The following is a 23,686-nucleotide window of genomic DNA, read 5'->3' as shown; positions in this document are numbered from 1 at the left end:
ATGTTGGCCGCCATGGTAATCAATCGCCCGCGGCGATGTCAAACGAATTGGCAAGAGTCGGTCGATGGCATCCGCGCGCGTCCTCCCACCCTTGCAAATGTTTACACTGGACTTTGCCCGATGGTTAGTATAAAGCAGAGCCCATGTCCCTGCTGAACAATCCCATCTTTTTGCTTTTGCTGGTCGTCGTCCTCGGAGAAATGCTCGGCAAGGTCCGGCTGTGGAACCTTTCCCTGGGCCCTTCGGCCATCATCTTCGTGGCCCTGGGTTTCGGTCACTACGGCTTTACCCTGCCTGAAGAGGTGCAGACCCTCGGTCTGGCCATGTTCATCTACGCCATTGGCCTGCAGTCCGGCCCCGGCTTCGTGAGCTCCTTTCGCCGCCACGGCCTGGTCATGGTCCTTGCCGTTTTTATCATGACTCTGGTGGGCATCGCCGTCACCTACGCATGCTGCCGGCTGTTCGGTTTCGACGCCGGCATCGGCGCGGGCCTGCTCTCCGGCGCCATGACCAGCACCCCGTCCCTGGCGACGGCGGTCGAACTGCTCGGCCCCGACAAGGCGCCGGCCGCCTACGGCGTGACTTACGGCATCGGCGTCATCGGCGTGGCCTTGTGCGTCAAGCTGCTGCCCAAACTCCTGCGCGTCGACATTTCCGCCGAAGAGCAACGACTGGAGCAGGAACTGGCCGCCATCAATCCGCCCATTACTTATCAGCACATCGAGGTGAGCAATCCCAACATCTTCGGCAGGCGGGTTGCGGACCTTTATCTCAAAAGCATCGCCCCGGTCACCATCACCCGACTTTTGCGCAGGGGTGCCGATGAGCCGGTGCTGGTGGGCGCCGACACGACGCTTAACGAGGGCGACCACCTGCGGGTGGTCGGGCGCCCCGCGGACCTGGAAAAGATCCAACTCTACATCGGCCGACCCATCGAGGGCGAGATCGCCTTTGATCGCGTTCTAACCAAGAAAGACATCGTCGTTTCCAAACCTCATTTCGCCGGCGCGACTCTGGGTTTCTTCAATTTTCGCGAGGTCTTCAACGTCCAGATCGCGCGCATCACCCGCAACGGCGTCGACCTGCCCGCCGACGCAAATACCCGCCTGCACCTGGGCGACGTGCTGCACGCGGTGGGCGATGAGCGCTCCCTGCGCAACATCGCCCGCATCGTCGGAAACGATCTCAAGGCCACCTACGACATCAATCTACTGCCTATTCTGCTCGGCTTGCTCCTTGGCATTCTGCTCGGCCGCATCACCCTGCCCCTGCCCATACTTGGTCCCTTCACCCTCGGCACCACCGGGGGCGCTCTGCTTGCCGGACTGCTGCTCGGCGCGCGCTACCAGACCGGACGTCTCATCTGGGAAATCCCGACCACCGGCAATCGCCTGATTCGCGATCTGGGCTTGGCACTGTTTATGGCCGCCGTGGGCACCAGCGCCGGCGTGACCTTCGTCCCTACCCTGCAAGCCTACGGTCTGCCGCTGGTCGTCTCCGGCATCCTTGTCACCCTGCTGCCCATCCTCGTCGGCATGGCCGTGGGCCTGTGGCTGCTGCGCATCCGTTTCTTGCGCATGCTCGGCGTCATGGTCGGCGCCATGACCAGCGTTTCAGGCCTCTCCGCCGCCGCAACGCTCTCCCCAACCCCCTACGCGCCCTCTGCCTACGCCACGGTGTATCCGGTGGCCTTGATCAGCAAAATTCTGGCGGTTAAGGTATTGTTTTTGTTGCTGTAAAGAGTTGGACATCTATCATTGTCGGGCAAGACCGGAGGGAATAGAACCAGGTCTTCCTTAGAAGTGCCGGTCACCCGGCACCTCCTTGTTCGTCCCTCCATGCCCCCCCCCGACTTACCGGTTTTTGTTGCAATCCCGCCCCCCGACTGCTATAAAATTCGAAATAGCTCAGTCTTTCAAGTGGCAGTTATTCTTAAGGAGTAGCGCCATGATGTATACAGATTGAGCCGATCCTCGCAATCATCGCCGTCATCTTAATCCTCATGATCCCCAGGCTGATCAACTAAATCTTGGACATCTACCGGATTCTCATCGGCGTCTCGGGATCACTCAGGCAAGAACGTTCAGTGATGACAGCTTCCACATACCTCGCATCAAGGAGGAAATCTCATGAAAGACATCATGTTGAATTGGGCCACCGTTTTTTTCACCATTGCCTGCATCGCCCTCGTTTTAGGGTTTCTCAACATATCGCCCCCCGTGACCAAAATCGCCAAAATTCTTTGCGGCATTTTCACGGTTCTTTTTACTCTGGCCCTGGTCGTTGGGTTGCAGCAGGGATAATGTCTTTGCTATAAAGATCCCATCGCAGCCATTTATTTTTTCCACCGGAGTCTCCGGATGGGAACGATTCCATGCACCCCAAACTGGGGCATGGCCCCCGACCTCGTGGCACGGCACTCCTGGAAAAATGCTCTGCACAGCGCATCGAAGGGATAGCCGACCATGGCCCATCTGACCGCTCGCTCCTCCTATGCTCGTCTGACTGAACGCCTCAATCGCTTTCCTCAGGGAGCCCCGCCCTCGGAGTTGCTGGAAAAGATCCTGGCCCTGCTTTTTGACCCCAAGGAGGCCGATCTGGTGGCGCGGCTGCCCCTGCGCCCTTTTTCGGCAGCCAAGGCCGCACGCGTCTGGTCTATGCCGTCGGTACAGGCACAAAATTTGCTCGAACAATTCGCGGCGCGTGGCCTGCTGGTGGATATGCAGCAAGGCGGGCAGGTTCTTTACGTGCTGCCGCCTCCCATGGCGGGATTTTTTGAATTCGCTCTCATGCGGGTGCGCGAAGACCTCGACCAGAAACTGCTCTCCCGGCTATTCGAACAGTACATCAGCGTCGAGGACGATTTTGTGCGCGCTCTCTTTGCCGGCGGCGAAACCCAATTCGGCCGGGTTCTGGTGGGCGAGGATGCGCTGAGCAGTGAGCATGCCCTGCACGTGCTGGATTACGAACGCGCCGAAGCGGTCATTGATGCAGCCACGCACATCGGCATCGGCCTGTGCTACTGTCGCCACAAACGCGCCCACCTGGGAAAAGCCTGCGCGGCGGAGATGGACATCTGCATGACCTTCAACAGCGTGGCAGCTTCGCTGATTCGCCACGGCCAGGTGCGACGCGTCGAGCGCAGCGAATGCAAAGAGCTTCTGCGCAAAGCACGCGAGCAGAATCTCGCTCAGTTTGCCGAGAATGTTCAACGCGACGTCAATTTTATTTGCAATTGCTGCCCCTGCTGCTGTGAAGCAATGCTCGCCCATCAGCGTTTCGGCCACGAGCATCCCATCCACACCAGTAACTTCATCGCCACAGTGGCCGAGAACTGTTCGGGCTGCGGCCGTTGTCTGCCGGTCTGCCCTGCAAAAATCATCACTTTGGAAACGGAGCAGCCCGCCGGCCGTGGACGCAAACGCGCCGTCATTGACGAAACTCTGTGCCTGGGCTGCGGCGTGTGCGTCCGTGCCTGCCGTCTGCAAGCCCTGCACATGAACCCGCGCGCCCAACGCGTGATCACCCCCGTCAACGCGGTGCATAAGACGGTGCTCATGGCCATCGAACGCGGCACATTGCAGCACCTGATTTTCGACAATCAGGTGCTGTGGAGCCACCGAGCCCTGGCTGCTCTGCTGGGCGGCATCCTCAAACTCTCTCCCGTAAAAAGGGCCTTGGCGCAAAGCCAAACGGGGTCGCGCTACCTCGAACAGTTGTGCGCCAAAGTCAACATTCTGCGCAACGATGCAACCAGCTGAGAGAATGACGAAAAATTTCTATTGCATGCCATGGCCATGAGGCCTGATTTTCCCTTTTTTACCAAAACCATCAGCTGTAGCCTCTCAAGAGTCAGAGTTTAACCAATCCCCTGAAAACATGATAAAATTACTTAGGTAAGGAGTCAGCTCTTCCCTGCCGGCTTGCTTGGCTGGATGCTCGTTGTGGGCGGGAAAAGCCGCCAGGGAGCTTGTCGGAAAGGAGATAGGCCATGACAGATCGATTTACCGAAGCCGTCGAAGAACTTCAGGATAAGTCACCTTTCATTTGCAGCACCTGCCGGCCGCATGACATTCCCAAGGGGCAGGAAGCAGCCCAAAAGGGATCCAAGAGCGAGGTGCATGATCGTTTTTCCGAGGCGGTCGCAGAGGAAGGGGAAAAATCGGCTTTTGTCTGTGAAAGTTGCGGACATTAGTGGCCGTGTATTGAGCCTAAAAAACCAGGGACATGTTTCCCGCTCCCTTCACGATGAGAGAGGACGGGGTGTGCCGGGTTTTCATTTGTTTACCAGCACCGCCGGCTCTTTTTTTTGACTTGGGTCATACATTCCGTGGCGACTCCCTGGTAGTCTGATGGTGTGCGTATACTTTTTCTCGTTCAAAAGGAGATCAGATCTATGGGATGTTGCTCAAATGAAGGAAGCGGTGCCGGTCCCTTTTCCCAGGGACGGGAACTCGTCGAATTCGTCGCCCAGGCACACGGGGGCAGCCTGAGAAATCGGCCCATTCCCGGCGGCGGCTTGCACACGGCTTGCCGAGGATGCGGCAGTGATTTTTTACTGGCGACCTTTGTCGGAAAATGCCCTGTGTGCGGCGGCATCCATGCCGTCTCACCGCCACGCAGCGGAGATGCATCGAATATTCAATTTGCAGGGCAGGGGTTTCGCCTGGTCGAAGTATAGGCTTCTTTACCCCCGACACGAACAAGCCGGAAAAAGCAGGAAAACGTCCCCTGCTTTTTCCGGCTTTTTTTACGGCGATCCGGCGCAACCAATTTCTACATCCGAAAAATCCCCCTTCTTTCCCCTGGACGATCCCCACCCATTTAATCACGGCAATATTCTGTTATCATTCAACAAATAAGCAGGCACTCGACTCACTTTCTTCAACCTGGCGATGAGGTCTCATGTCCGGCGATCAAATCATTATTCTTGCCGTTCTCGCGGCAACCATGAGTGCGTTTTTATGGGGGCGATGGCGCCACGACGTGGTGGCCATGGGCGCTTTGCTGGTGTGCGCCTTCACCGGGTTGGTACCTGGGGCCGACGCGTTCACCGGGTTCGGTCATCCGGCGGTCATCACCGTCGCCTGTGTTCTGGTACTGAGCTATGGACTGCAGATCACCGGCGCGGTGGATGTGATGGCCAAGCGCATCCTGCCTTCATCGGCCGGGCCGACGCTAAGCATTCTGGCCCTCTGCGGTTTGGCCACCGCCCTGTCCGGCTTTATGAACAATGTCGGGGCCATGGCGCTGTTGATGCCCATCGCCATTCAGATGGCGGAAAAACAGAATTTGCCTCCTGGAAAGGTCTTGATGCCGCTGGCCTTCTGCTCGATCCTCGGTGGAACAATGACTCTAATCGGGACGCCGCCGAACTTGATCGTCTCCGGATTTCGCGCGGAGGCTGGACTCGGCGGTTTCGCCATGTTCGATTTCCTGCCGGTTGGCCTCGCGGTTGCTGTCACGGGTACGGCATTCATTGCCCTGATTGGCCGACACTTAGTACCGGCAAGAAAACAGGCCGATGAAGGAAGCTTTGATACTGGAACGTATCTCAGCGAAGTACGCATTGTCGAAAGAAGCAAAGCTGTGGGCAAACGCCTGCGCGAGGTGGAGGAAATGCTTGACCAGGCCGACGCGCAGATTGTCGGCTTGGTCAGGAACGATTTGCAGGTCACCGCACCCAACCCCTGGCACCTGCTGCGGGAAGGGGACATTCTGGTCATCGAGGCCGAGCCGGAGTCACTGTCAGCGGCCTTAGCGAATTCCGGACTAAAGCTTGAGGAAGATGTCTCAAATGAGCCTGAAAACGGCGATGAAGAGGGAAAAGGTGAAACCAAGCCGAACATAAAGGCCGCCGAACACAAGGCCGATGCCACAGAGGAGACAGAGGAGACAGAGGAGACAGAGGAGACAGAGGAGACAGAGGAGACAGAGGAGACAGAGGAGACAGAGGAGACAGAGGAGGAAGAGGAAAAGCCTGAAGTTGAAGAAATCGTAATTCAGGAACTGGCCGTCATGCCCAATGCGATCCTCATCGGTCGCTCAGCGACGGACATCGCACTCCGTACCCGTTACGGCATCAATCTTCTCGCGGTATCCCGCAAAGGACGCAGATCCATCAAACGATTGCGCTCAACCGTCATTCAACCGGGGGATGTTTTGCTTATGCGCGGGGGGCCCCAGGCCCTTTCTTCTTTTGCCAGCGAATACGGTTGCCTGCCATTGGCCACACGCGACATCCGCGTTCCCGACAAGCGTCAGGCGCTTTTTGCCACTCTTATCATGGGCGCGGCTGTGGGCAGTGCCGCGTTGGGGATTTTAACCGCGGCGGTTTCTTTCGCCGCCGGTGTTCTAGCATTGGTATCAATGCGAATTGTCCCCCTGCGATCCGTTTACACGGCCATCGACTGGTCAGTCATCGTGCTGTTGGCCGCCATGCTTCCGGTGGCCGGTGCCATGGCGACAACGGGAACAGCCGATTTGATCGCGAGCTTTTTCGTTGACCATCTCGCCCAGGGACATGCGATCATCGGGTTGGCGGTGATTCTGATAGTAACTATGGTGCTCACGGACTTCATGAACAACGCAGCCATCGCGGCACTTATGTGCCCCTTATCCCTGAGTACGGCGTCCCAACTTGATGTCAATCCCGACACTTTCCTCATGGCGGTGGCTGTCGGCGCATCCTGCGCCTTCCTGACCCCCATCGGGCATCAGAACAACACCCTCATACTCGGACCCGGTGGGTTTCGCTTTGGGGATTATTGGCCCCTGGGACTGCCGACCGAAGTTCTTGTAATCGTTGTCAGCCTTCCGATGCTGCTCTGGGTGTGGCCACTGTAATGTGTTTATCCAGCGACTTGTATAAAAGGTAAGGGTTCATCATGCCGTAGGCCGCGGTGGTTGACTGCCTCGGTCACCAGCGCGATTGGGCATTGCAGCTGAGTAGTTACAGAAAAAGGGCCTTACCCTTTAAAAAGGCGGCCCTTTTTTCGTTTTCCTAAACTGAACCAATCAGACTTTCTTCCCCATCCGACGACGCAGGATCGCGACACCAAGCAATCCCCCGCCCAAAAGCAGAAGGGTAGAGGGTTCAGGGATGGGATCGACCTGATGGGTGCCCGGACCGGCGTTAAAGATCGTCCAGGGATCAACCTGGCTGTCGTCCCAGATCTGAATGTTACCGAGGTAGCCAAGGAAGGACTGATTGGAATTGCGGTTGATACCCAGGCGGAAATTCTGCAGGCCACCAGGATTAAACCCTTCAGTCGCGACAAGGTCCCCGTTAAAGAAAGCCCGGACGTTGCTTGCGTCGAATTTTTGAATAATGATATTTTCCCAGGTATCGAAAGTCGGGGCGCCGATGATGATCGTCGGATTGTTGCTCGTTGTGCGCGACACCAGACGGTATTCGCCGTTGTGGCTGTCGATCTGCCAGGAAAAATCCGCATTGGCGTCAGTGCTGTTGCTGAACAGTGCCTTGAAAGTTCCCTGGTCCAACACCCGGGTGTTGACCCACAAGGACAATGTCCAATTCGGCATGCCGCCGGGGCCTGCGACCTGGAGATAGTTGTCGGGTGAGCCATCGGAAAAATAGGCCTGCTTCGACAAATCCGGCGCCGCACCCACCGCGCTAAGGTTATAGGCGGTCGCGGAGCCACTTGAATCCGACAGAGAGAAGTCGTCAAAAGTGTATTGGGCGATAAGGGCCGCGTTGCCGGAATTTACATTCAGAGCCACCAAAGCACACAAGCCGACGACAAAAAACAATGTTTTTTTCACAAACCCTCCTATTTTCATGAGCGTAAAAATTAGAGCCTTTCCAAGCTAATTAGCAAGCAAAAAACACACCAATTGACAAGTGGCTGTTTTTAAAAGCATTTTCAGAAACCTTGCGCACCCGCCCCAAGAAGATGTAAAAATTTCCGACAAATCACCACGCCCTTTCTTCGCCGACAAATATGACACAACATGCTTAAATTACAAGGGAATTTTGAACAACCCAGAGTCACCGGACACGCTCAGAGTGAATTGAGGCATGTGTCGAATTAATTTACACTATCTGCCCTATCTTCCCCGTCTGCCACCGAAATCGTGACAATCACCACAGGAATAATGCCGGCGGATATCTCTGAGGTGGTGAACATTGCTGCTTCGCGGACTGCCCGTCACAGTTCGACGAGTGTGGCATTGAAGACAATCACGCACGGTAATCACCTGGAAAACATCACCGAACTGCTCGACCGCGTGGCAAGAGAAGCAATCGTAAACCCCGCCAACCTGGCCATTGGGCGCGACTGTGGATTGGGGAATTTGCTGGCCGAGCAAAAGATGATGCTTATCGGGGTTGAGAAACTCCAAACGCGGGAAAATTTGTAAATTTTCATGGCATTCACGGCAGGCTTCCTCGGTGGGAGCACCATTGAAAATTGCCGCCCAACTCCCGCTGAAGCCACCGCCATCCCACTCCGCGCCCGAATCGCGGCCGTCAAAGCCCCCACGAGACCAGCCCTGTGCCTGGACCGACCAGCCTGCGACCAGAACAAATGCCAGTACAAAAACCAAGGGTGCATGCGTCTTTTTCATGGCGTCCTCCCTGTCTCGACATCGTTCGAATGTTTACGGTAAAACCCGCATGAGCATGGAGGAACTTTATCAGAAATTGCGAAGACCGGAGGTGGCGAGGAAGTGAAAAACGTTGATATGGAAAGTTTTTAATCGAAGGTTATTTTTCGGATGCCGGGCAATTCGGAAAGGGTGGAAGCCAGATCCCTGCTGGCCCGTGTGCCGTGCTGAGTGAGGGTTAAGCGGTAAACGGTCGTTTGGCTCTCGAGATCAATCGTCGAACCGAGTTCGCGAATTATCATATTTTTTTCGCTAAGAGTTCTTTCGAGCTCGGGGTAGACATCGGGAACCCTGTCGGCGGTCAGGGTCAGATGGAGATAACGATCCTTGGGGATGCCGGGCTCAAACCGCTTAAGCACAACGAGCCCGAACAATGCCGTGGCGGTGGCGACCACCCCAGGCCAGATCAACCCGGCGCCGAAGGCCATTCCCAGTCCAGCGACCAGCCACAAAGAAGCGGCGGTGGTCAATCCGCGCACCGCAAGCCCCTCTTTGATGATGACGCCGGCACCAATAAAACCGATTCCCGTGACAATTTGTGCCGCCACGCGGGCCGGGTCGAGACGGGTGGCGGTCAGATCCGCCTCAAGTCCCCCATATTTGAGATAAAATGACTCAGAGACGATCATCATAAGGCAAGCGCCGGTGGCGACCAGAAGATGGGTGCGCAAGCCAGCAGGTCGACCGTGCCTTTCACGCTCGACGCCCACCAGACCGCCGGCCACGGCCGCCAGTAGGATTTTGAGCAGCACGGCCAATTCATAGCTGCCGAAAAGATAGGGTGAAGAGAGCATGGGGGATTCCTCTTTCGGGCGCCGCCACTGCGCCCACCTGTTGGTGCTCCTCTACTACTTATTTACCACATTGAGTGCGAGCCGCATCATCGCCAAGCCCCACCAGGTGTTTTTCCACCCCGGCGTTGAACAAAATATCTTGATCGTCCCGGCAGGGCTCAGCCGCCCTTGCCGCTCACCACCTCACCAACGCTGGCGACGAAATAAACAGGATCGAAAGCGGCCGGCAAACGATCATGGATAATGAAGTACATATAGACCGCGTGCAGAGCGCCGTAGCGATAAAAAACTCCGCTGAGCAGACGCGAAAACCGCGAGGGCACATGACGACGCAGGCGCAACTTGCTTTTGGCAGCCCCAAAGAGATAACCGTAGGTGGCGCCGACGATCTGCTGATTGGGCTCCAGCATGCCCTTGCGCACCAGGCGCCGCGCCCGACGCACCGCATCACGAATGGACCGGGCCAGGGAGCAGGCGAGTTGGCGACTGGTGTTCTGACCAAGAGCAGATCCAGCGGCGACCAGTTTGCGTTTTTCGGCCAGAACCGTGTGCGCCTTGGCCAAGTGCAGGGAGATATCACCACCAAGGGTCGGTCGGAAATACACATGGCGGCTTAGATTAACGAACAGGCGGCGCCGGGTCAGGGCGCGCACACAGCGGTTGACCACATCCTTGAAGGAAAAGAAGGGCATGGTCGCCAGGGGTAAAATGGCCAACAGAGCAAACAGGGTGGCCAGACTCAAGGCCATCATGCGCCGCCGCATGACATAACCTTCCAACAAGCCGAACAGCGCTAGGGACAGGGCAATCCACACCAGGACAGCAAGGAGCAGGGTATTCAAAACGTGCGCGAAAAGAAAACCGCGTCCCTGGCGACTGGTAAAAATTGCGGCCAGAAAACGCTGGGTTTCATACCAACGAAAACTCAAATCCGAAATCATCAGAATTTACACCTCTAAAGGAACCTCTTCACCCGAGTGTCCCGGTCCGGGACACTCGGCGTCCTGAATGGGCCGGCAGACTGACTGAAGCGACAAGGCTAGCCAACCGTGCGCAACATTGAATTATCGCACAAGGTCAGGGTTGTTGTAAAACTTTACAGTGAGCACTGGAATGCGGAAGAGACTCCACCAACCAGGGAAAAAATTCGCGGTGCAGGGTGCCGCTTTGCTATAATTCCACCATGAGACGCTTTCTAGCCAAAATCGACTATCCGATTCTGATTTTTATCGCGGTACTGCTCGGCCTCTCGCCCTTCTACCCCGAGCCGCACCTGATCGAAAAGCTGCGGATGCTTTTCCAGGGCACTCTCACCCGCCCCCTGGATTTTTTCGATCTGCTCTTTCACGTGCTGCCAACGATATTATTGGTCATCAAGATCGGCCTTGAGCGCCCCTGGCAAAAAAAATGACAACTGATCCGGCGGCACCTCAACTGCAAAATCCCGACGCTTATGATTTCAGCTTTTGCAAACTGTGCGCCGAACACAGCGCCGTGCCGACTTATCGCTTGGCGAGAGTCACCATTTACGTCTGCCGACGCTGTGATTTTCATTTCATCAACCATCTCGACCCGCTGCCCGGTACGCAAGATGCCCCGGATACGGAGCTTGATGACAAATCCTGGAAGTACATCGAAGAGCGGTTGGCGATCGCGGAAGGCGAGTTGGCATGGCGCCTGCGCCTGGTGGAAAAATACTGCTCCCTTCCGGGTGCGCGGTGCCTGGACATCGGTGCCGGGGTCGGTCAGTTTCTTCTGCTCCTGCGCGAAGCCAATGCCAAAGGCGAAGGCATTGAGCCAAGCCGCCTGCGCCGCCGGTTCGCGCAGCGCAAATTCGACTTGGCTCTTGAGGAACAAACGATCGAGACCCCCTTCTGGCGGGAAAAGCACAGGGCGTCCTTTGATCTGATCACTCTCTGGGATGTCATCGAGCACGTCAATTTCCCCGTCCCCACCATCGCGATTGCCTTCGCCCTGCTCAAACCCGGTGGCGCCCTGTTTCTCGACACCCCTTCGCGTGAGGTTCTGCCCTACCGCATCAGCTGTCAGGTCTATCGCCTGAGCGGCGGACGCGCTTCGTTGTTTCTGCCCGGTTATTACTCCCCCCTGCCCTACGGCCACAAACAGATCTTCACACCCAGGCAACTGACTCAACTGGTGGAGCAGGCAGGCTTTGAGATTCTGGCTCAAGGTACCGGTTACGATGAGCTGCTCGGCATGCGCCCCCCGATTCTGCGACCCAAAAACAAGATTATTCTGGTGGGCCGCAAACCCCATTGAGGATCAGCTTGAAATCTTCGGGAAAGGGTGCTTCGAGGGACAAAAGCGTACCGCTGCGCGGATGCATGACTCGCAACCGCCAGGCATGAAGCAGGTGACGTGAAACAGCCAGGGTTGCTCCACCCAGCGCGACGAATCCGGGGCCGCCATAGAGAATGTCGCCCAGCAGAGGGAAACCTTCTCCTGCCAGGTGAACACGGATTTGATGGGTGCGGCCGGTACGGGGGCGCGCTTCGACCAGGGCCAACCCAGTGCCGCGATGCAGGGTAGTGAAGTTGGTTTGCGCCGCCAGGCCGCCGCTGTGCACAGCGAGGGTGCGTCCACGACTTTTGGCCTTGAGGTGATTTTGGACGGAGAAGCAGGGCGGGGGAGCGCCCTGCACCAGGGCGAGATAGATTTTTTCAACCTCGCGGGCACTGAACTGGCGGGCCAGTTCGCGATTGGCCGCAGGGGAAAGAGCAAACAGGAGAACACCGCTGGTGTCCTGATCGAGGCGATGCAGCAAAATGGGCGGGGTCGCGTCCGCGCCCAGCAACTCTCTAGCCAGATCCAGGGCGTTGGCGCCGCCACCAGGCCCTCCATGGGCCGCCAGCCCGGCAGGCTTGTTCACCGCCAACAGACAATCATCGCGAAACAGAACATCAAGACACTGGGGATCGGAACTCTCATCCACCTCGACCAGCGCAACAATCTGCTCGCCACCTGCCAGCAGGTGCCCGGCGCGGCGCACCACGCGGCCATTCACCTTAATACGGTTGTCGTCCAGGGCGCGTTTGATTTTTTTACGCGAAGCCCCGGTGATGCGGCGCGCCAAAAAAAGATCCAAACGTTCGCCGCAGGCAAGAGCTTCAACCCCTATGCGGTGAGTGACAAGACGTACGGCCTGATCCATCTGGACAATCCTGAACTCTAACGTCTAAACGAGAATTCCTTTAAGGCCGCGTTCGTTCAAGCCGGTAATTTTGACCTGGACGGCCTGGCCCACCAAGGCGTCGGAACCGGGGAAAGCCACCTGGAGGTAGTTCCGGCTGAGACCCTTGCGCCCCTCGGCGTTGCCGCCACCTTCCACAATCACTTCCAGCTCACGGCCGACAAACCTCTGGGCAAAAGCGCGGGTTTTTTCCTCGCCTAGAGCACGCAGGCGTGCGGCGCGCTCCTTGGCCACGGCGGCCGGCACCTGGTCGGGCATAAGGGCTGCGGGGGTGCCGGGTCGCTTACTGAAGGGAAAAACATGCAAATGGGTGGCGGGCAATTCTTCGACAAACCGACAGGTGGTGGCGAATTGCTCGTCGGTTTCTCCGGGAAAGCCGACAATCACGTCGAGTCCAATGGCCCCTTCGGGCATACGGCTGTGAATCCCCGCAATCATTCGACGAAAAAACTGTGTGTCGTAGAGACGGTTCATGCGCTGCAGAATGCCGTCATCACCGGACTGCAAAGGAATATGAAAATGCGGGCAGACCACCGCCGAAGCGGCCACGCGCTCGACCAGGGCGTTGGGAATCTCCGTCGGCTCAATGGAGCCCAGCCGCAATCGCCGCACATCGGTCTCGGCCTCGATACGGGCCACCAACTCGTGCAGAGAGGTCGAGGGGGAGAGATCGGCGCCGTAACCACCGATATGAATGCCGGTCAGCACGATCTCGGGATAGCCCCGCGCCACCAGTTGCCGGACTTGGACGAGGGCCTCTTCGGGCGGCAGCGAGCGACTGCGCCCGCGCGCATGGGGAATAATGCAGTAGCTGCAAAAAGCATCGCAGCCGTTTTGAATCTGCACAAAGGCACGACTGCGGTCGGCAAAACGCGACAGGGGCAAGGCCACCGCGTTGCGCTCCCGGCCGATGTCGGAAACCTTGACGCGTGGGGTGTCGGCCACATCCTGCAGCAGATCGAGAAATTCCTTTTTTTCGGCATTTCCGATCACCAAGGCGACACCGGGCAAATTCACCAGCTTGTCGGGCGCCACCTGGGCATAACAGCCCGTCACCACGATGCGCGCAGCCGGATTGAGGCGGCGGGCACGGCGGATGAGGTTGCGCGACTGGCGATCGGTGGCGGCGGTGACAGTGCAGGTGTTGACGATGACCAGTTCGGCACCCTCTTCGAAGGGCACGATCATGTAGCCGGCACCGACAAGCCGCTCTTCCATGGCCGCCGACTCGTATTGATTGGTTTTACACCCCAAAGTGGTGACGGCAACGTTGCGGTTCATAAAATCCAGCCTCCCCCCAGCACCCGATCTTCGTCGTAGAAAACCGCGGCCTGCCCAGGCGTGACACCAAGCTGCGATTCATCGAAGTGCACTTCGGCCCGGCCATCGGCTAAAGGAGTGATGACGGCTGGCACTTCTTGGTGGCGATAACGGATACGGCAGGCGGCGCGCAGAGGCTGGGGAGGAACCGGGATATGCCAGTTGCACCGCTCCACGATCAGAGTGCCACGTTCAAGAAAAACTTTTTCACCAACGACCACCTGATGTTTTTCCGCGTCAATACCCACGACGAACAGAGGCTCAGGCCAGGCGATACCCAGACCACGGCGCTGCCCGACGGTATAGCGATAGGTGCCGCGGTGCCGGCCGAGAACCTTTCCGGACACATGCACGATCTCGCCGTCCATGCGCCCCGCGCCGCGCTCTTCTTCAAGGAACCGGACATAATCGCCATCGGGAACAAAGCAGATATCCTGGCTTTCGGCCTTCTCGGCCACGGGCAGGTCGAAGCGCGCGGCGTGTCCGCGCACCTCATCCTTACTCATAGAGCCCAAGGGAAAACGCACTCGCGCCATCTGCTCCTGAGTCAGCGTGAACAGAAAATAACTCTGGTCCTTGCTTTCATCCTGTCCCTTGCGCAGGACTTGCCCTCCCTGCCCATCCTGCTCGATAACGGCATAGTGCCCAGTGGCGAGAAAGTCTGCTTCAAGTTCGCGCGCCCGGCGCAACAGCAGATCGAATTTAAGCACCTGGTTGCATAGCACGCAGGGATTGGGTGTGCGTCCGGAAAAATAGGCATCGCAGAAATCGTCAATGACTTCCTGCTGAAACTGCTTCTCGAAATTGACCACATAAAAGGGAATATCCAGCGCCTGGGCTACGCGCCGCGCATCATAGACGTCATCCAGAGAGCAGCAGGATCCGAAGGTCTCGCCGTTTTGCGCCGTGAATTTGGAATAATCCCAGATCTGCATGGTCATGCCGATGACTTCATGGCCTTGCTCCTTGAGCAGTGCCGCCGCCACCGACGAGTCAACGCCACCGCTCATGGCGACGACGATTCTTTTTTTAAAGGTTGTCATTGGTCCGTGGTCCGTGGTCCGTGGTCCGTGGTCCGTGGTCCGTGGTCCGTAGTCCCTTGTTCAGGGTTGTTGCTTTGAGCAACTGACAACGGACAACGGACTACGAACAAAAAAAGCAAAACGAAAAGGACCGCCCAGTATCAGCAGCCCTCTCGTTAAAGTCGTCGGTTTGGCCTTTGCCTACCCTACCCCCTGCTTTTCCTTATAATTTTTGATCGCCTCGTGCAGGGCGTCGGCGGCGAGGTTGCTGCAGTGCATCTTGTTGGCGGGCAGCCCGTCGAGGGCATCGGCGACGGCGGCGTTGGTCAACTCCATCGCTTCATCGAGGGTCTTGCCGATGGCCATTTCGGTGACCATGGACGAGGTGGCGATGGCGGCGCCACAGCCGAAAGTCTTGAACTTGACCTCCTTGATGATATTGTCCTCTACCCTGAGAAAGATCTTCATGATGTCGCCGCAGGAGGCGTTTCCCACTTCGCCCACGCCGTCGGCATTTTCGATCTCGCCGACGTTACGCGGACTGCTGAAATGATCCATGACTTTTTCGGTGTACATAGCTGTTGTCTCCTCGGATGTTTTTATCTACCTTTTTCGCAAAATCCGGTCAAAAGATAAAACCCTGCGTCGGGTTATTTGTTGCCGGGGTAAAGCGGGCTCATTTCCCGCAGCCGCGCAACGATGGGCGGCAGGATTTCAAGGATGTAATCAACGTCCTCCTCGCTGCTGTCGGGACCGAGGCTGAAACGCGTACTCGAATGAGCCAGGGCGACGTCCACGCCCATGGCGCCCATGACGTGCGAGGGCTCCAGGGAGCCCGAGGTGCAAGCCGAGCCCGATGAGGCCGCCACGCCCTTCATGTCGAAATTGAGCAGCAGGGATTCCCCCTCGATATAGGCGAAGCTGACGTTGAGGGTATTGGGTAACCTCTGGGTCGGATGCCCGTTGAGCTTGACGTCGGGGATGTTCTCCAGGATGCCGCGTTCGAGTTTGTCGCGCAGCGCCTTGATGCGCGCGGCGCTTTCTTCGAGACCTTGTCCGGCCAGTTCACAAGCCAGGCCCAACCCGACGATGCCGGCCACGTTGTGGGTTCCGGCACGGCGATTCCGCTCCTGATGGCCCCCGTGAATCAGCGGCACCATGCGCGCGCCACGGCGAACGTACATAGCGCCCACGCCTTTGGGAGCGCCGATCTTGTGTCCGGAAATCACCAGCAGGTCAACCCCGGCCTTTTGCACGTCGACGGGCAACTTGCCCACCGCCTGCACCGCATCGGTATGAAAGCGCACCTTGTATTTACGGGCGATGGCGCCGATTTCCTCGATGGGAAAAATGGTGCCGGTCTCATTGTTGCCCCACATAACAGATATGAGGATGGTTTTTTCAGTAATCGCGGCTTCGAGTTGGGCCAGATCGATCATGCCGCCGGCATCGACTGGCAGATAAGTGACCTCACAGCCGATCTTTTCAAGGAATTCACAGGTGTTGAGCACCGCTGGATGCTCTACGGCCGTGGTGATGATATGGTTGCCCTTATCCTTTAGGGCTTCGACCGTCCCTTTGAGAGCGAGATTATCGCCCTCGCTGCCGCAACTGGTGAAGACGATCTCGGCAGGAGCGGCGTTGATGAGCTTCGCCACCTGCTCGCGGGCTTTTTCGACCGCGCCGCTGACCATGCGCCCCGCCCAGTGAACACTGGAAGGATTGCCGAAGTGTTCCCGATAAAAGGGCAGCATAGCCTCCACCACCTCCGGCCGCACCGGAGTCGTTGCATTGTAATCCATATAAATAGGTTTCACGGTTTAACTCCTCCGTTGCTGTCAGATGGGCTATTGCACCTCACGTGCGCTCATGCGCTCGCGCGCCTCGCGGGTCAAGTCTTCAAGCGTGATGGACGAAAGAAAGGCTCGGATCTTTTCGCCGAGCCCTTGCCATACCGTATGGGTAATGCACTGATCGGTACAGGCACAGGTGCCGTCTTTCTCCATGCAGGATACGGGAACCAGGGTTTCTTCAACGCTGTCGATGATCTGATCAACCTGAATCCGCGTTGCCGGACGGCCCAGAACATAACCGCCGCCGGGACCGCGTACGCTCTGCACGATCTTGCCCCGACGCAGTTTGACGAACAGTTGCTCAAGATAGGTCAGCGAAATGCCTTCGCGCGCCGAAATATCCTTGATCGTCATGGGCGTGCCGTCGCTGTTGAGATTGAGACTGACCAAGGCGCGCACCGCATACTGGGCTTTGGTTGAAAGGCGCATGATTTCTACCCCGCGACCTTTTTCTCTTGCGCGTCCGGACTCTCAGAGGCTTGATCTTCGCCAGACACGTCTACCCCATCCTCCAGGCGCGCGGAAAGCTCCTTAACCTTGCGCTCCAGGGCCCGTAACTGATCAAACAGGCAGGAAATAGCCTTGGCCTCGGGGTCGGGCAGTTTGTCGTGTTCAAGATCAGCCCGCTCCTCGATTTTACGGCCACCCGACATCACCATGCGCCCCGGCACCCCGACCACCGTGCTGTTGGGTGGAACTTCCTTGACCACCACGGAATTGGAGCCGATCTTGCTGTTGTCGCCGACAGTGAAGGGTCCGAGAACCTTGGCGCCCGAACCGATGATGACGTTGTCACCCAGGGTGGGATGGCGTTTTTCCTTGGCCCAGGAGGTACCCCCCAGGGTCACCCCATGGTAAAGAGTGCAGTTGTTGCCGATCTCCGCCGTCTCCCCGATGACCACACCCATACCGTGGTCGATGAAAAACCCCCGCCCGATACGGGCACCGGGATGAATCTCGATTCCCGTGAAAAATCGTCCGAGGTGAGAGATGAAACGCCCAAGAAAATAGAACTTGCGCATCCACAGTGAATGGGCGATGCGATAAAACAACATGGCATGAAACCCGGGATAGCAAAAGATAACTTCTGCAACACTGCGCACTGCCGGATCTCTGTCGAATACCGCCTTGATGTCTTCCCTGATGGCTGCTAGCATTTTTGAAAACTCCATGAGATTACAAGAGATTAACTTCATGCGACTTACTAAACTGATTAACATACCTGATCAAAACTGTCAATTATTTTGCTTGAAAAAAATAGCGCCTTAGCTGCAACGTCCAATCGCGGCGCAGGTCGTGGCGGTTAAGAGCCGCGGGGAATATCTGCGCCGCAGGCGAGTTTTCACCCCAAGCGATGCCGCCGTGGCTGCGGGACAGGTTGAGAGGTTATAAAAAAAACAGGGCCGCTGCAAACCTGCAACGACCCTGCTCTCCAACAAATTGCCGCAACCATTCAGCCGGGAAACTCGGAGGGTAAGGCTGAACAGTCACCCACTTCTTGAAATAAATCAGACGACAACCACCGGCCTTTTCGGCAGACTGAAGCTGAACAAACTGCCCTGCCCCGGGCGGCTCTTGGCCCACAGCCGCCCCTGATGCGCGGCGAGGATAGCGCGGTACAAAGCCATGCCGAGGCCGCAGCCCGAATCCTCGCCAAGGGCCGTTTCCGCGGTGCATTCGCCGAGCATGCGGGCCAGATCAGCCTCCTTGATGCCGACACCGGAATCCTGCACATGGACATGAATTTCCTGACTGCGATCCTCCACGACCATGCGCACCTGACCGCCAGGGGCGGTAAAACGTATGGCATTGGCAACCAGGCCTTCAAGCACCCGCTGAATGCTCGCGGCATCGAACCAAGCGCGACAATCGGAGGGTTCCATATCCCATTGAAAAATAAGTCCCTTGGCCAGGGCTTGCGGCCAAACCTTTTCGTAAACTTTGCGCAGAATCATGCACAGATCCCGCTCGCCCAGTTCCAGGGCGGCGTGTCCGGAAATAAAGCGTGAGAGTTCAAGCAAATCGCCCATCAACCCGTCAAGAGCTTCACAGGTTTCGATAACCTTGTCGAAATATTCCTGCTGATCCGCAGTGAGCCGTGAAACGCCGCCATCTTTGATCAATGCGCAAAAGCCGTGAATGACGGTCACGGGAGTATGTAGGGCAGCAATCGCCTTGACGGCAAACTGGTCGCGCTTTTCCAACATTTTAACAAGTTGCCGATTCTCCTCGCGCAGCATGGAGTGAAACTGGGGCAAATCCTGAGAACTTTTGATCACCTGGGCAAACATCAGAGCCATGAGCTGACAGAAGAAGAGTTCCTCCTGGCCGAACTCGGGATCGGCTTCGGAAAATCGCAACACCAGGGCACCAACGACACACTCCCCGATCACCACGGGTACGACCAGCAGGGACTGAAACAACTGGCTGTGCAGGCGCTCGGCGACATCCGCCATGAGTGGTGATTGGCGCACGTTGCGAATGATGAGGGGATGACCGGTTCGCCCGACTTCTCGCAGTTCAGGATAGTTTGCGAGATCGAGCCGCCAGCCGGCAGGAGCCGGGGCGTCGCTGGACGCGATGACATAGGCCAGGCTGCGGTCCTGCTGCAGCAAGGCGACGGAACAACGCTCGAGATTTTTAAAACGGGAAAGATCTTTAAGAACTTTCTGCATGACCTGGAAAAGATCGTCTTGAGCCGTGGCATCCGTTTGCGGCTGAAGCGACTTGGAATCCTGCGCCTGCGCCCCGGATTCCGACAGCAGCCTCTTGCGTGCCAGACAAGCACCCAATCGAACGAGCAACTCGTCGTCGCCATAAGGTTTGGCCAGGTAATCATCGACCTGCACAGTGAAGGGATTGAGCCGCGTTTGCGAGGCCGGCGGCGAGGCACTTAAAAGGAAAGAGGCTTGGTCCAGACCGGGCAATTTACGGAGTTTTCTCAGGCTTGAAGAGCCTTTGAAGCCGGGGAGCCCAAGATCGATGAGAACAATGTCGGGTCGCTGCCCCTCGCAGAGAGACAGAAGCTGGTCGAAAGTTTGTGCGTGCAGGGGCGAGAATCCCCTGGCGCCAAGTCCATTCAGCAGGCTTTCGGTCGCCTCGGGATCGGCGATAAAGATAGTCTGGGTCACGGGCACTCCTCCCTAGGAGCAAAAAAGCGAAAACATATAGATGGATGTCCGGTTTTTTGCAGGGCGCATGCCAGGGGTAACGTCCGGCGAACCACGACTGATGACAAGCTATGGATATAATGAATCATTAAGCGTTAAAGGTTTGACTAAAAAACAAGACCATTAGATTTTCCTTGCCTTCCAAACACTTCTGCTTTCGCGAAATGCCGGAATCTCAAACAAAACCTCCGCGTAATGACCGGAAAAAAACTGCCTCGTTCATTGGAAAAACCGACGACCAACCCTTCGTCATAAAAAAACTCCTCGCAGGAGTTGATAAGATCAGGACAAACAGTCCGTCGCGAACTGTTTCAGGACGCACCGCAAGCTGCGGAGCGATGAATCAATCGCATCTGAACTTTTACCTCAGGCACGGCCTTGCTGAGCGAGAAGCTCCATGGCGCGAGGCACATCTTCCTCGGCGACAAGAATCTGGGACGGGCCGTTTTCTGATTCGGCACCGGGCGCCAGGACAAATTCAATTCCGGCCTTGCGCAGGATACCTTCGACGACAGCCTGTTCGGCGATGTTGGGGGGATCATAAAAGCGCACCATAAAGAATCCTCCTTTCCTTGGGTTGGACCTACAAGTCACACTTTACCAGGAAACCCCGGAGCGGCCAGTCCGATTCAGAGAAAAAGTCGGTAGGCAGGATTGCTCGTCTCTTCCTGATACCGATAGCCGAGATTTCCGAGAAACTTCTGGAACTCGGCATCGTCTCCTTCGGGAATTTCCAGGCCGATGAGTACCCTGCCGAACTCTCCACCTTGGGCGCGATAGTGAAAAAGTGAGATGTTCCAGTTGGCGCCCATGGCGTCGAGGAATCGCCCCAAGGCACCCGGCCGCTCGGGAAACCAGAAACGGTAGAGAAACTCGCGGCCGGCCGTTGTCGAACGGCCGCCGACCATGTAGCGGATATGGGTTTTCGCCAGTTCATTATCGGTTAAATCGAGGTTGACAAAACCCGCCTCGTTCATACGCTTGCCGAAACTCAGGCGCTCCTCCTCGTCGCGCACCGTGATGCCGACAAAAATATGGGCATGATCACGCTGTGACAGGCGGTAATTGAATTCCGTGATATTGCGCCCCGCTACCAGGTCCTGGCAGAAGCGTTTGAGGGAACCGGGCTGCTCGGGAATGGTCACGGCGAACAGGGCCTCTTTTTTTTCCCCCACCAGGGTGCGTTCGGCCACATAGCGCAACCGGTCGAAATTCATATTGGCCCCGGAATTGATCGCCACCAGGGTCTGGCCCACCGGCTTGCGCTCACGCACGTATTTCTGCAGCCCGGCCAAAGCCAGCGCTCCAGCCGGCTCAACGATGGAGCGGGTGGCCTGGTAAACGCTCTTGATGGCGCTGCACAGCTCGTCCGTATCGACCAGCACCATCTCATCCACATACTTGCGACACAGCTCGAAGTTCAGCCGCCCGACCTCGCGCACCGCCACCCCGTCGGCGAAAATCCCCACCGAATCAAGTCGCACGCGGCGGCCAGCCTCCAGGGAGCGCGTCATGGCGTCGGCATCCCGGGGCTCAACTCCGATGATGCGCACATCGGGCCGCAGCGCCTTGAGGTATACCGCCATTCCAGCTATCAGTCCGCCGCCGCCCACGGGTACGAATACGGCATCGAGCTTGCCCGCGCTCTGCCGCAGGAGTTCATCGGCCACGGTCCCCTGTCCGGCAATGACCAGTTCATCATCAAAGGGATGAACGAAGGCCATGCCCGTTTCTTCGGCAAGACGGGCGCAATGGTCGGCGGCTTCCGAATAATTGTCTCCAAAAAGCACGATGCGGGCACCGTAACCCGAAACGGCATCCACCTTGATCTGCGGGGTGGTCGCCGGCATGACGATGGTGGCGGCAATGCCGAGCATACGCGCCGAAAAAGCCACGCCCTGGGCGTGATTTCCTGCTGAGGCGGCAATGACCCCGCGGCTGCGTTCTTCGGGAGAGAAATGGGCAATGCGGTTGTAGGCACCGCGCAGCTTGAAGGAAAAAACCGGCTGCAGATCCTCGCGCTTGAGCAGTACCCGGTTGCCAAGGAGGGCAGAAAGACCCTGTGCCTCGTCCAAAGGGGTTTCAATGGCGGCATCGTAGACCCTGGAGGTCAGGATCAGCTTCAACATCTTCTGCATGGGGAAAATCCTGGAGGGGGGTGAGATTCATCTGGCAGGCTAAACATTTACCACGGAGAACCTCGTAGGGGCAAGGCATGCCTTGCCCTGGGCGAACACAGCTTGGGCGAATACACAGGGCGAATACAAAGTTCGCCCCTACGGCCGTTCAAGGATCACTGCGGCCGCCATGGCACCCGCAGCGCAGATGGATACGAGCCCATATTTGACTTTGCGGCGTGCCATCTCATTCGCCAGAGTGGTGAGAATACGCGTACCCGTAGCGCCGAAGGGATGGCCAACGGCAATGGAGCTGCCCAGGGGATTGAGTTTTTCCGGGTCAACCCCACCGACGGCAGCCTCCTTCCAGCCTTTTTCCCAGGCCTTGAGATTACACGCCACCTGGGCACCAAAGGCTTCATGCATTTCCACGATATCCATCTGGTCAAGGGTCAAACCGGTCCGCCGCAACAAACGTGGCACCGCCACCGCCGGCGCCATGAGCAACCCATCAGCGGGATCGATAGCGGCAAATTCCACGGCTTTGATAAGGGCGAGAACCTCAAGCTCTTCGACCGCGGCACGCTCCTCGGACATGAGCAGCAAAGCTGAGGCACCATCCGTCAAGGGGCTCGCGTTTCCGGCACTAATGGTCCCAGAGGCGCTGCGATCAAAAACCGCTGGTAGTTTTGCGAGTTTTTCCAGGCTGGTGTCGCCGCGCACGATAGTGTCGTGCGCCACGCCTCCTAGAGGATAAATCTCTGCCTTCAGCCGTCCATCGGCGGTGGCGGCAGCCGCGCGCTGATGGCTGCGCAGGGCGATTTCGTCCTGTTCGCGGCGGTTAACGTCCCACTTTTTTGCAGAAATTTCCGCATGCTCGCCCATGGACAATCCGGTCGAGGGTTCCTTGACGCCAAGGGCACGGGGTTTAAAATGTCCCGGTCGCAATTGCGCCAGAATTTTTAAACGGTCGACCAAGGCCTTAGCCATGGCCGCGTCAGTGAAAATGCGCGTGGCATCGTGACCGAACAGCAGCGGCGTGTTGGACATGGATTCCACCCCGCCGGCAATGCCGACCTCACATTGACCCAGGGCAATGGCGTCGCTCACCGCCATCATGGCATGAATGCCGGTTATACAGTTGTTGGACACCAGGTCAGCGTGAATATGGGCAGGCAATTTGAGATCAAAGACGATTTCCCGTGCCAGATTGGAGATGTGCGGATCATGGATGACCCGGCCCCACACCAACCGATCGACCTTCGCGGGATCAAGAGCGAAGCGCTCCAGAAGACCGCGCACGGCGTGGCTCGAAAGCTTCAACGGATCGATGTGACGAAATGGCCCCCCTGCCTTAACGAAGGGAGTGCGCATGCCGCCGATGATGGCTGCGCGTGGCTGATTTTTATTCATCGCAAAATCCTTTTATGGAATGTTTTGCCGGCACTGTCTGCAGACAATTATACCTTACTGAAATCACACTGCGAGAACGCCGCTAAATGGTCGACAAAAGTGTATACAGTATATATAATAACGGCTGCACAAGGTTCGATGGGCAGCGGCTGTGTCCT

Annotated in this window: 23 protein-coding genes; 8 read left to right on the top strand and 15 right to left on the bottom strand. The window is 57.2% G+C overall.

Annotated features, from left to right (window positions below):
- The first annotated feature begins 143 nt into the window (after positions 1-143).
- The 6 genes from GFER_RS10940 (at position 144) to GFER_RS10920 (ending at position 6,846) form a co-directional block, all read left to right on the top strand.
- Positions 144-1,739 carry an aspartate:alanine exchanger family transporter gene (locus GFER_RS10940; protein ID WP_040099408.1) on the top strand — a complete coding sequence of 532 codons (1,596 nt, stop codon included), beginning with the start codon at positions 144-146 and terminating at the stop codon, positions 1,737-1,739.
- 390 nt (positions 1,740-2,129) lie between these two features.
- A complete protein-coding gene (locus GFER_RS18270) occupies positions 2,130-2,303 on the top strand; it encodes a DUF1328 domain-containing protein (protein ID WP_235264066.1) in 174 nt (57 codons plus the stop codon).
- A 162-nt stretch (positions 2,304-2,465) separates the two neighbouring features.
- Complete coding sequence (locus GFER_RS10935) at positions 2,466-3,761, top strand: 4Fe-4S dicluster domain-containing protein (protein ID WP_040099406.1); 1,296 nt, start codon at positions 2,466-2,468, stop codon at positions 3,759-3,761.
- Positions 3,762-3,991: 230 nt separating this feature from the next.
- Positions 3,992-4,195, top strand: coding sequence for a hypothetical protein (locus GFER_RS10930; protein ID WP_040099403.1), 204 nt, complete (start codon positions 3,992-3,994; stop codon positions 4,193-4,195).
- Between the two features lie 201 nt (positions 4,196-4,396).
- A complete protein-coding gene (locus GFER_RS10925; protein ID WP_040099401.1) occupies positions 4,397-4,681 on the top strand; it encodes a hypothetical protein in 285 nt (94 codons plus the stop codon).
- 224 nt (positions 4,682-4,905) lie between these two features.
- Entirely contained in the window at positions 4,906-6,846 is a 1,941-nt protein-coding gene (locus GFER_RS10920; RefSeq protein ID WP_040099398.1) for an SLC13 family permease, read from the top strand.
- Positions 6,847-7,017: 171 nt separating this feature from the next.
- On the opposite strand, the gene GFER_RS19355 is transcribed toward GFER_RS10920, so the two are convergent.
- The 4 genes from GFER_RS19355 to GFER_RS10900 form a co-directional block, all read right to left on the bottom strand.
- A complete protein-coding gene (locus GFER_RS19355; protein ID WP_040099396.1) occupies positions 7,018-7,785 on the bottom strand; it encodes a LamG-like jellyroll fold domain-containing protein in 768 nt (255 codons plus the stop codon).
- Between the two features lie 285 nt (positions 7,786-8,070).
- Positions 8,071-8,589, bottom strand: coding sequence for a cytochrome c3 family protein (locus GFER_RS18690; RefSeq protein ID WP_139172089.1), 519 nt, complete (start codon positions 8,587-8,589; stop codon positions 8,071-8,073).
- Positions 8,590-8,717: 128 nt separating this feature from the next.
- Positions 8,718-9,422 carry an MgtC/SapB family protein gene (locus GFER_RS10905; RefSeq protein ID WP_040099392.1) on the bottom strand — a complete coding sequence of 235 codons (705 nt, stop codon included), beginning with the start codon at positions 9,420-9,422 and terminating at the stop codon, positions 8,718-8,720.
- A gap of 158 nt (positions 9,423-9,580) precedes the next feature.
- Positions 9,581-10,363: a hypothetical protein gene (locus GFER_RS10900; protein ID WP_040099390.1), complete on the bottom strand. Its 783-nt coding sequence runs from the start codon at positions 10,361-10,363 to the stop codon at positions 9,581-9,583.
- A 242-nt stretch (positions 10,364-10,605) separates the two neighbouring features.
- On the opposite strand from GFER_RS10900, the gene GFER_RS10895 reads away from it, so the two are divergent.
- Together GFER_RS10895 and GFER_RS10890 are read left to right on the top strand one after the other, a co-directional pair.
- Positions 10,606-10,833, top strand: coding sequence for a hypothetical protein (locus GFER_RS10895; RefSeq protein WP_040099388.1), 228 nt, complete (start codon positions 10,606-10,608; stop codon positions 10,831-10,833).
- Positions 10,830-11,702: a class I SAM-dependent methyltransferase gene (locus GFER_RS10890; protein WP_040099386.1), complete on the top strand. Its 873-nt coding sequence runs from the start codon at positions 10,830-10,832 to the stop codon at positions 11,700-11,702. The genes GFER_RS10895 and GFER_RS10890 overlap by 4 nt, the downstream gene beginning before the upstream one ends.
- Here the strand turns inward: GFER_RS10890 and GFER_RS10885 are convergent.
- The 11 genes from GFER_RS10885 to GFER_RS10835 all read right to left on the bottom strand — a co-directional run bounded on the left by GFER_RS10885 (position 11,674) and on the right by GFER_RS10835 (position 23,528).
- On the bottom strand, positions 11,674-12,594 hold the full coding sequence (locus GFER_RS10885) for an RluA family pseudouridine synthase (protein WP_052446296.1): 921 nt from the start codon (positions 12,592-12,594) through the stop codon (positions 11,674-11,676). The two genes, GFER_RS10890 and GFER_RS10885, sit on opposite strands and share 29 nt — an antisense overlap.
- Positions 12,595-12,618: 24 nt before the next feature.
- The gene (gene mtaB, locus GFER_RS10880; RefSeq protein ID WP_040099384.1) at positions 12,619-13,914 is read right to left on the bottom strand and encodes a tRNA (N(6)-L-threonylcarbamoyladenosine(37)-C(2))-methylthiotransferase MtaB; all 1,296 of its coding nucleotides are present in this window, start codon (positions 13,912-13,914) and stop codon (positions 12,619-12,621) included.
- Complete coding sequence (mnmA, locus tag GFER_RS10875) at positions 13,911-14,996, bottom strand: tRNA 2-thiouridine(34) synthase MnmA (protein ID WP_040099382.1); 1,086 nt, start codon at positions 14,994-14,996, stop codon at positions 13,911-13,913. Before mnmA ends, mtaB begins: the two co-directional genes overlap by 4 nt.
- Before the next feature lie 180 nt (positions 14,997-15,176).
- The gene (gene nifU, locus GFER_RS10870) at positions 15,177-15,551 is read right to left on the bottom strand and encodes a Fe-S cluster assembly scaffold protein NifU (RefSeq protein ID WP_040099379.1); all 375 of its coding nucleotides are present in this window, start codon (positions 15,549-15,551) and stop codon (positions 15,177-15,179) included.
- A 74-nt stretch (positions 15,552-15,625) separates the two neighbouring features.
- Positions 15,626-16,792, bottom strand: coding sequence for a cysteine desulfurase NifS (nifS, locus tag GFER_RS10865; RefSeq protein ID WP_074669524.1), 1,167 nt, complete (start codon positions 16,790-16,792; stop codon positions 15,626-15,628).
- A 30-nt stretch (positions 16,793-16,822) separates the two neighbouring features.
- Complete coding sequence (locus GFER_RS10860) at positions 16,823-17,257, bottom strand: Rrf2 family transcriptional regulator (RefSeq protein WP_040099375.1); 435 nt, start codon at positions 17,255-17,257, stop codon at positions 16,823-16,825.
- Positions 17,258-17,262: 5 nt separating this feature from the next.
- Positions 17,263-18,024 carry a serine O-acetyltransferase gene (cysE, locus tag GFER_RS10855; RefSeq protein WP_268746203.1) on the bottom strand — a complete coding sequence of 254 codons (762 nt, stop codon included), beginning with the start codon at positions 18,022-18,024 and terminating at the stop codon, positions 17,263-17,265.
- 312 nt (positions 18,025-18,336) lie between these two features.
- Positions 18,337-19,959, bottom strand: a complete 1,623-nt coding sequence (locus GFER_RS10850) for a hybrid sensor histidine kinase/response regulator (protein WP_040099373.1) — start codon at positions 19,957-19,959, stop codon at positions 18,337-18,339.
- Positions 19,960-20,364: 405 nt separating this feature from the next.
- Positions 20,365-20,553 carry a putative signal transducing protein gene (locus GFER_RS10845; protein ID WP_040099371.1) on the bottom strand — a complete coding sequence of 63 codons (189 nt, stop codon included), beginning with the start codon at positions 20,551-20,553 and terminating at the stop codon, positions 20,365-20,367.
- A 74-nt stretch (positions 20,554-20,627) separates the two neighbouring features.
- Positions 20,628-22,136 (bottom strand): threonine ammonia-lyase, biosynthetic, encoded by a 1,509-nt coding sequence (ilvA, locus tag GFER_RS10840; RefSeq protein WP_040099368.1) that lies wholly within the window; start codon positions 22,134-22,136, stop codon positions 20,628-20,630.
- Between the two features lie 138 nt (positions 22,137-22,274).
- Positions 22,275-23,528, bottom strand: a complete 1,254-nt coding sequence (locus GFER_RS10835; protein WP_040099367.1) for an acetyl-CoA C-acyltransferase — start codon at positions 23,526-23,528, stop codon at positions 22,275-22,277.
- Positions 23,529-23,686 lie beyond the last annotated feature (158 nt).

The sequence above is a fragment of the Geoalkalibacter ferrihydriticus DSM 17813 genome (assembly GCF_000820505.1).
In the GTDB taxonomy this organism is placed as follows: Bacteria; Desulfobacterota; Desulfuromonadia; order Desulfuromonadales; family Geoalkalibacteraceae; genus Geoalkalibacter; species Geoalkalibacter ferrihydriticus.
The sequence above is the reverse complement of the archived record's forward strand: the minus strand, read 5'-3'. Positions and strand labels throughout refer to the sequence as shown.

Excerpts from the sequence above, each read along its gene's own strand:
- GFER_RS10860 (WP_040099375.1), bottom strand. The coding sequence starts at position 17,257 with ATGCGCCTTTCAACCAAAGCCCAGTATGCGGTGCGCGCCTTGGTCAGT.
- nifU (WP_040099379.1), bottom strand. The coding sequence starts at position 15,551 with ATGTACACCGAAAAAGTCATGGATCATTTCAGCAGTCCGCGTAACGTC.
- GFER_RS10920 (WP_040099398.1), top strand. The coding sequence starts at position 4,906 with ATGTCCGGCGATCAAATCATTATTCTTGCCGTTCTCGCGGCAACCATG.
- ilvA (WP_040099368.1), bottom strand. The coding sequence starts at position 22,136 with ATGCAGAAGATGTTGAAGCTGATCCTGACCTCCAGGGTCTACGATGCC.
- cysE (WP_268746203.1), bottom strand. The coding sequence starts at position 18,024 with ATGAAGTTAATCTCTTGTAATCTCATGGAGTTTTCAAAAATGCTAGCA.
- GFER_RS10930 (WP_040099403.1), top strand. The coding sequence starts at position 3,992 with ATGACAGATCGATTTACCGAAGCCGTCGAAGAACTTCAGGATAAGTCA.
- GFER_RS10885 (WP_052446296.1), bottom strand. The coding sequence starts at position 12,594 with ATGGATCAGGCCGTACGTCTTGTCACTCACCGCATAGGGGTTGAAGCT.
- GFER_RS10940 (WP_040099408.1), top strand. The coding sequence starts at position 144 with ATGTCCCTGCTGAACAATCCCATCTTTTTGCTTTTGCTGGTCGTCGTC.
- GFER_RS10935 (WP_040099406.1), top strand. The coding sequence starts at position 2,466 with ATGGCCCATCTGACCGCTCGCTCCTCCTATGCTCGTCTGACTGAACGC.
- GFER_RS10845 (WP_040099371.1), bottom strand. The coding sequence starts at position 20,553 with ATGGTGCGCTTTTATGATCCCCCCAACATCGCCGAACAGGCTGTCGTC.
- GFER_RS10895 (WP_040099388.1), top strand. The coding sequence starts at position 10,606 with ATGAGACGCTTTCTAGCCAAAATCGACTATCCGATTCTGATTTTTATC.
- GFER_RS10900 (WP_040099390.1), bottom strand. The coding sequence starts at position 10,363 with ATGATTTCGGATTTGAGTTTTCGTTGGTATGAAACCCAGCGTTTTCTG.
- GFER_RS10835 (WP_040099367.1), bottom strand. The coding sequence starts at position 23,528 with ATGAATAAAAATCAGCCACGCGCAGCCATCATCGGCGGCATGCGCACT.
- GFER_RS18270 (WP_235264066.1), top strand. The coding sequence starts at position 2,130 with ATGAAAGACATCATGTTGAATTGGGCCACCGTTTTTTTCACCATTGCC.
- GFER_RS10925 (WP_040099401.1), top strand. The coding sequence starts at position 4,397 with ATGGGATGTTGCTCAAATGAAGGAAGCGGTGCCGGTCCCTTTTCCCAG.
- mtaB (WP_040099384.1), bottom strand. The coding sequence starts at position 13,914 with ATGAACCGCAACGTTGCCGTCACCACTTTGGGGTGTAAAACCAATCAA.
- GFER_RS10890 (WP_040099386.1), top strand. The coding sequence starts at position 10,830 with ATGACAACTGATCCGGCGGCACCTCAACTGCAAAATCCCGACGCTTAT.
- GFER_RS18690 (WP_139172089.1), bottom strand. The coding sequence starts at position 8,589 with ATGAAAAAGACGCATGCACCCTTGGTTTTTGTACTGGCATTTGTTCTG.
- GFER_RS10905 (WP_040099392.1), bottom strand. The coding sequence starts at position 9,422 with ATGCTCTCTTCACCCTATCTTTTCGGCAGCTATGAATTGGCCGTGCTG.
- mnmA (WP_040099382.1), bottom strand. The coding sequence starts at position 14,996 with ATGACAACCTTTAAAAAAAGAATCGTCGTCGCCATGAGCGGTGGCGTT.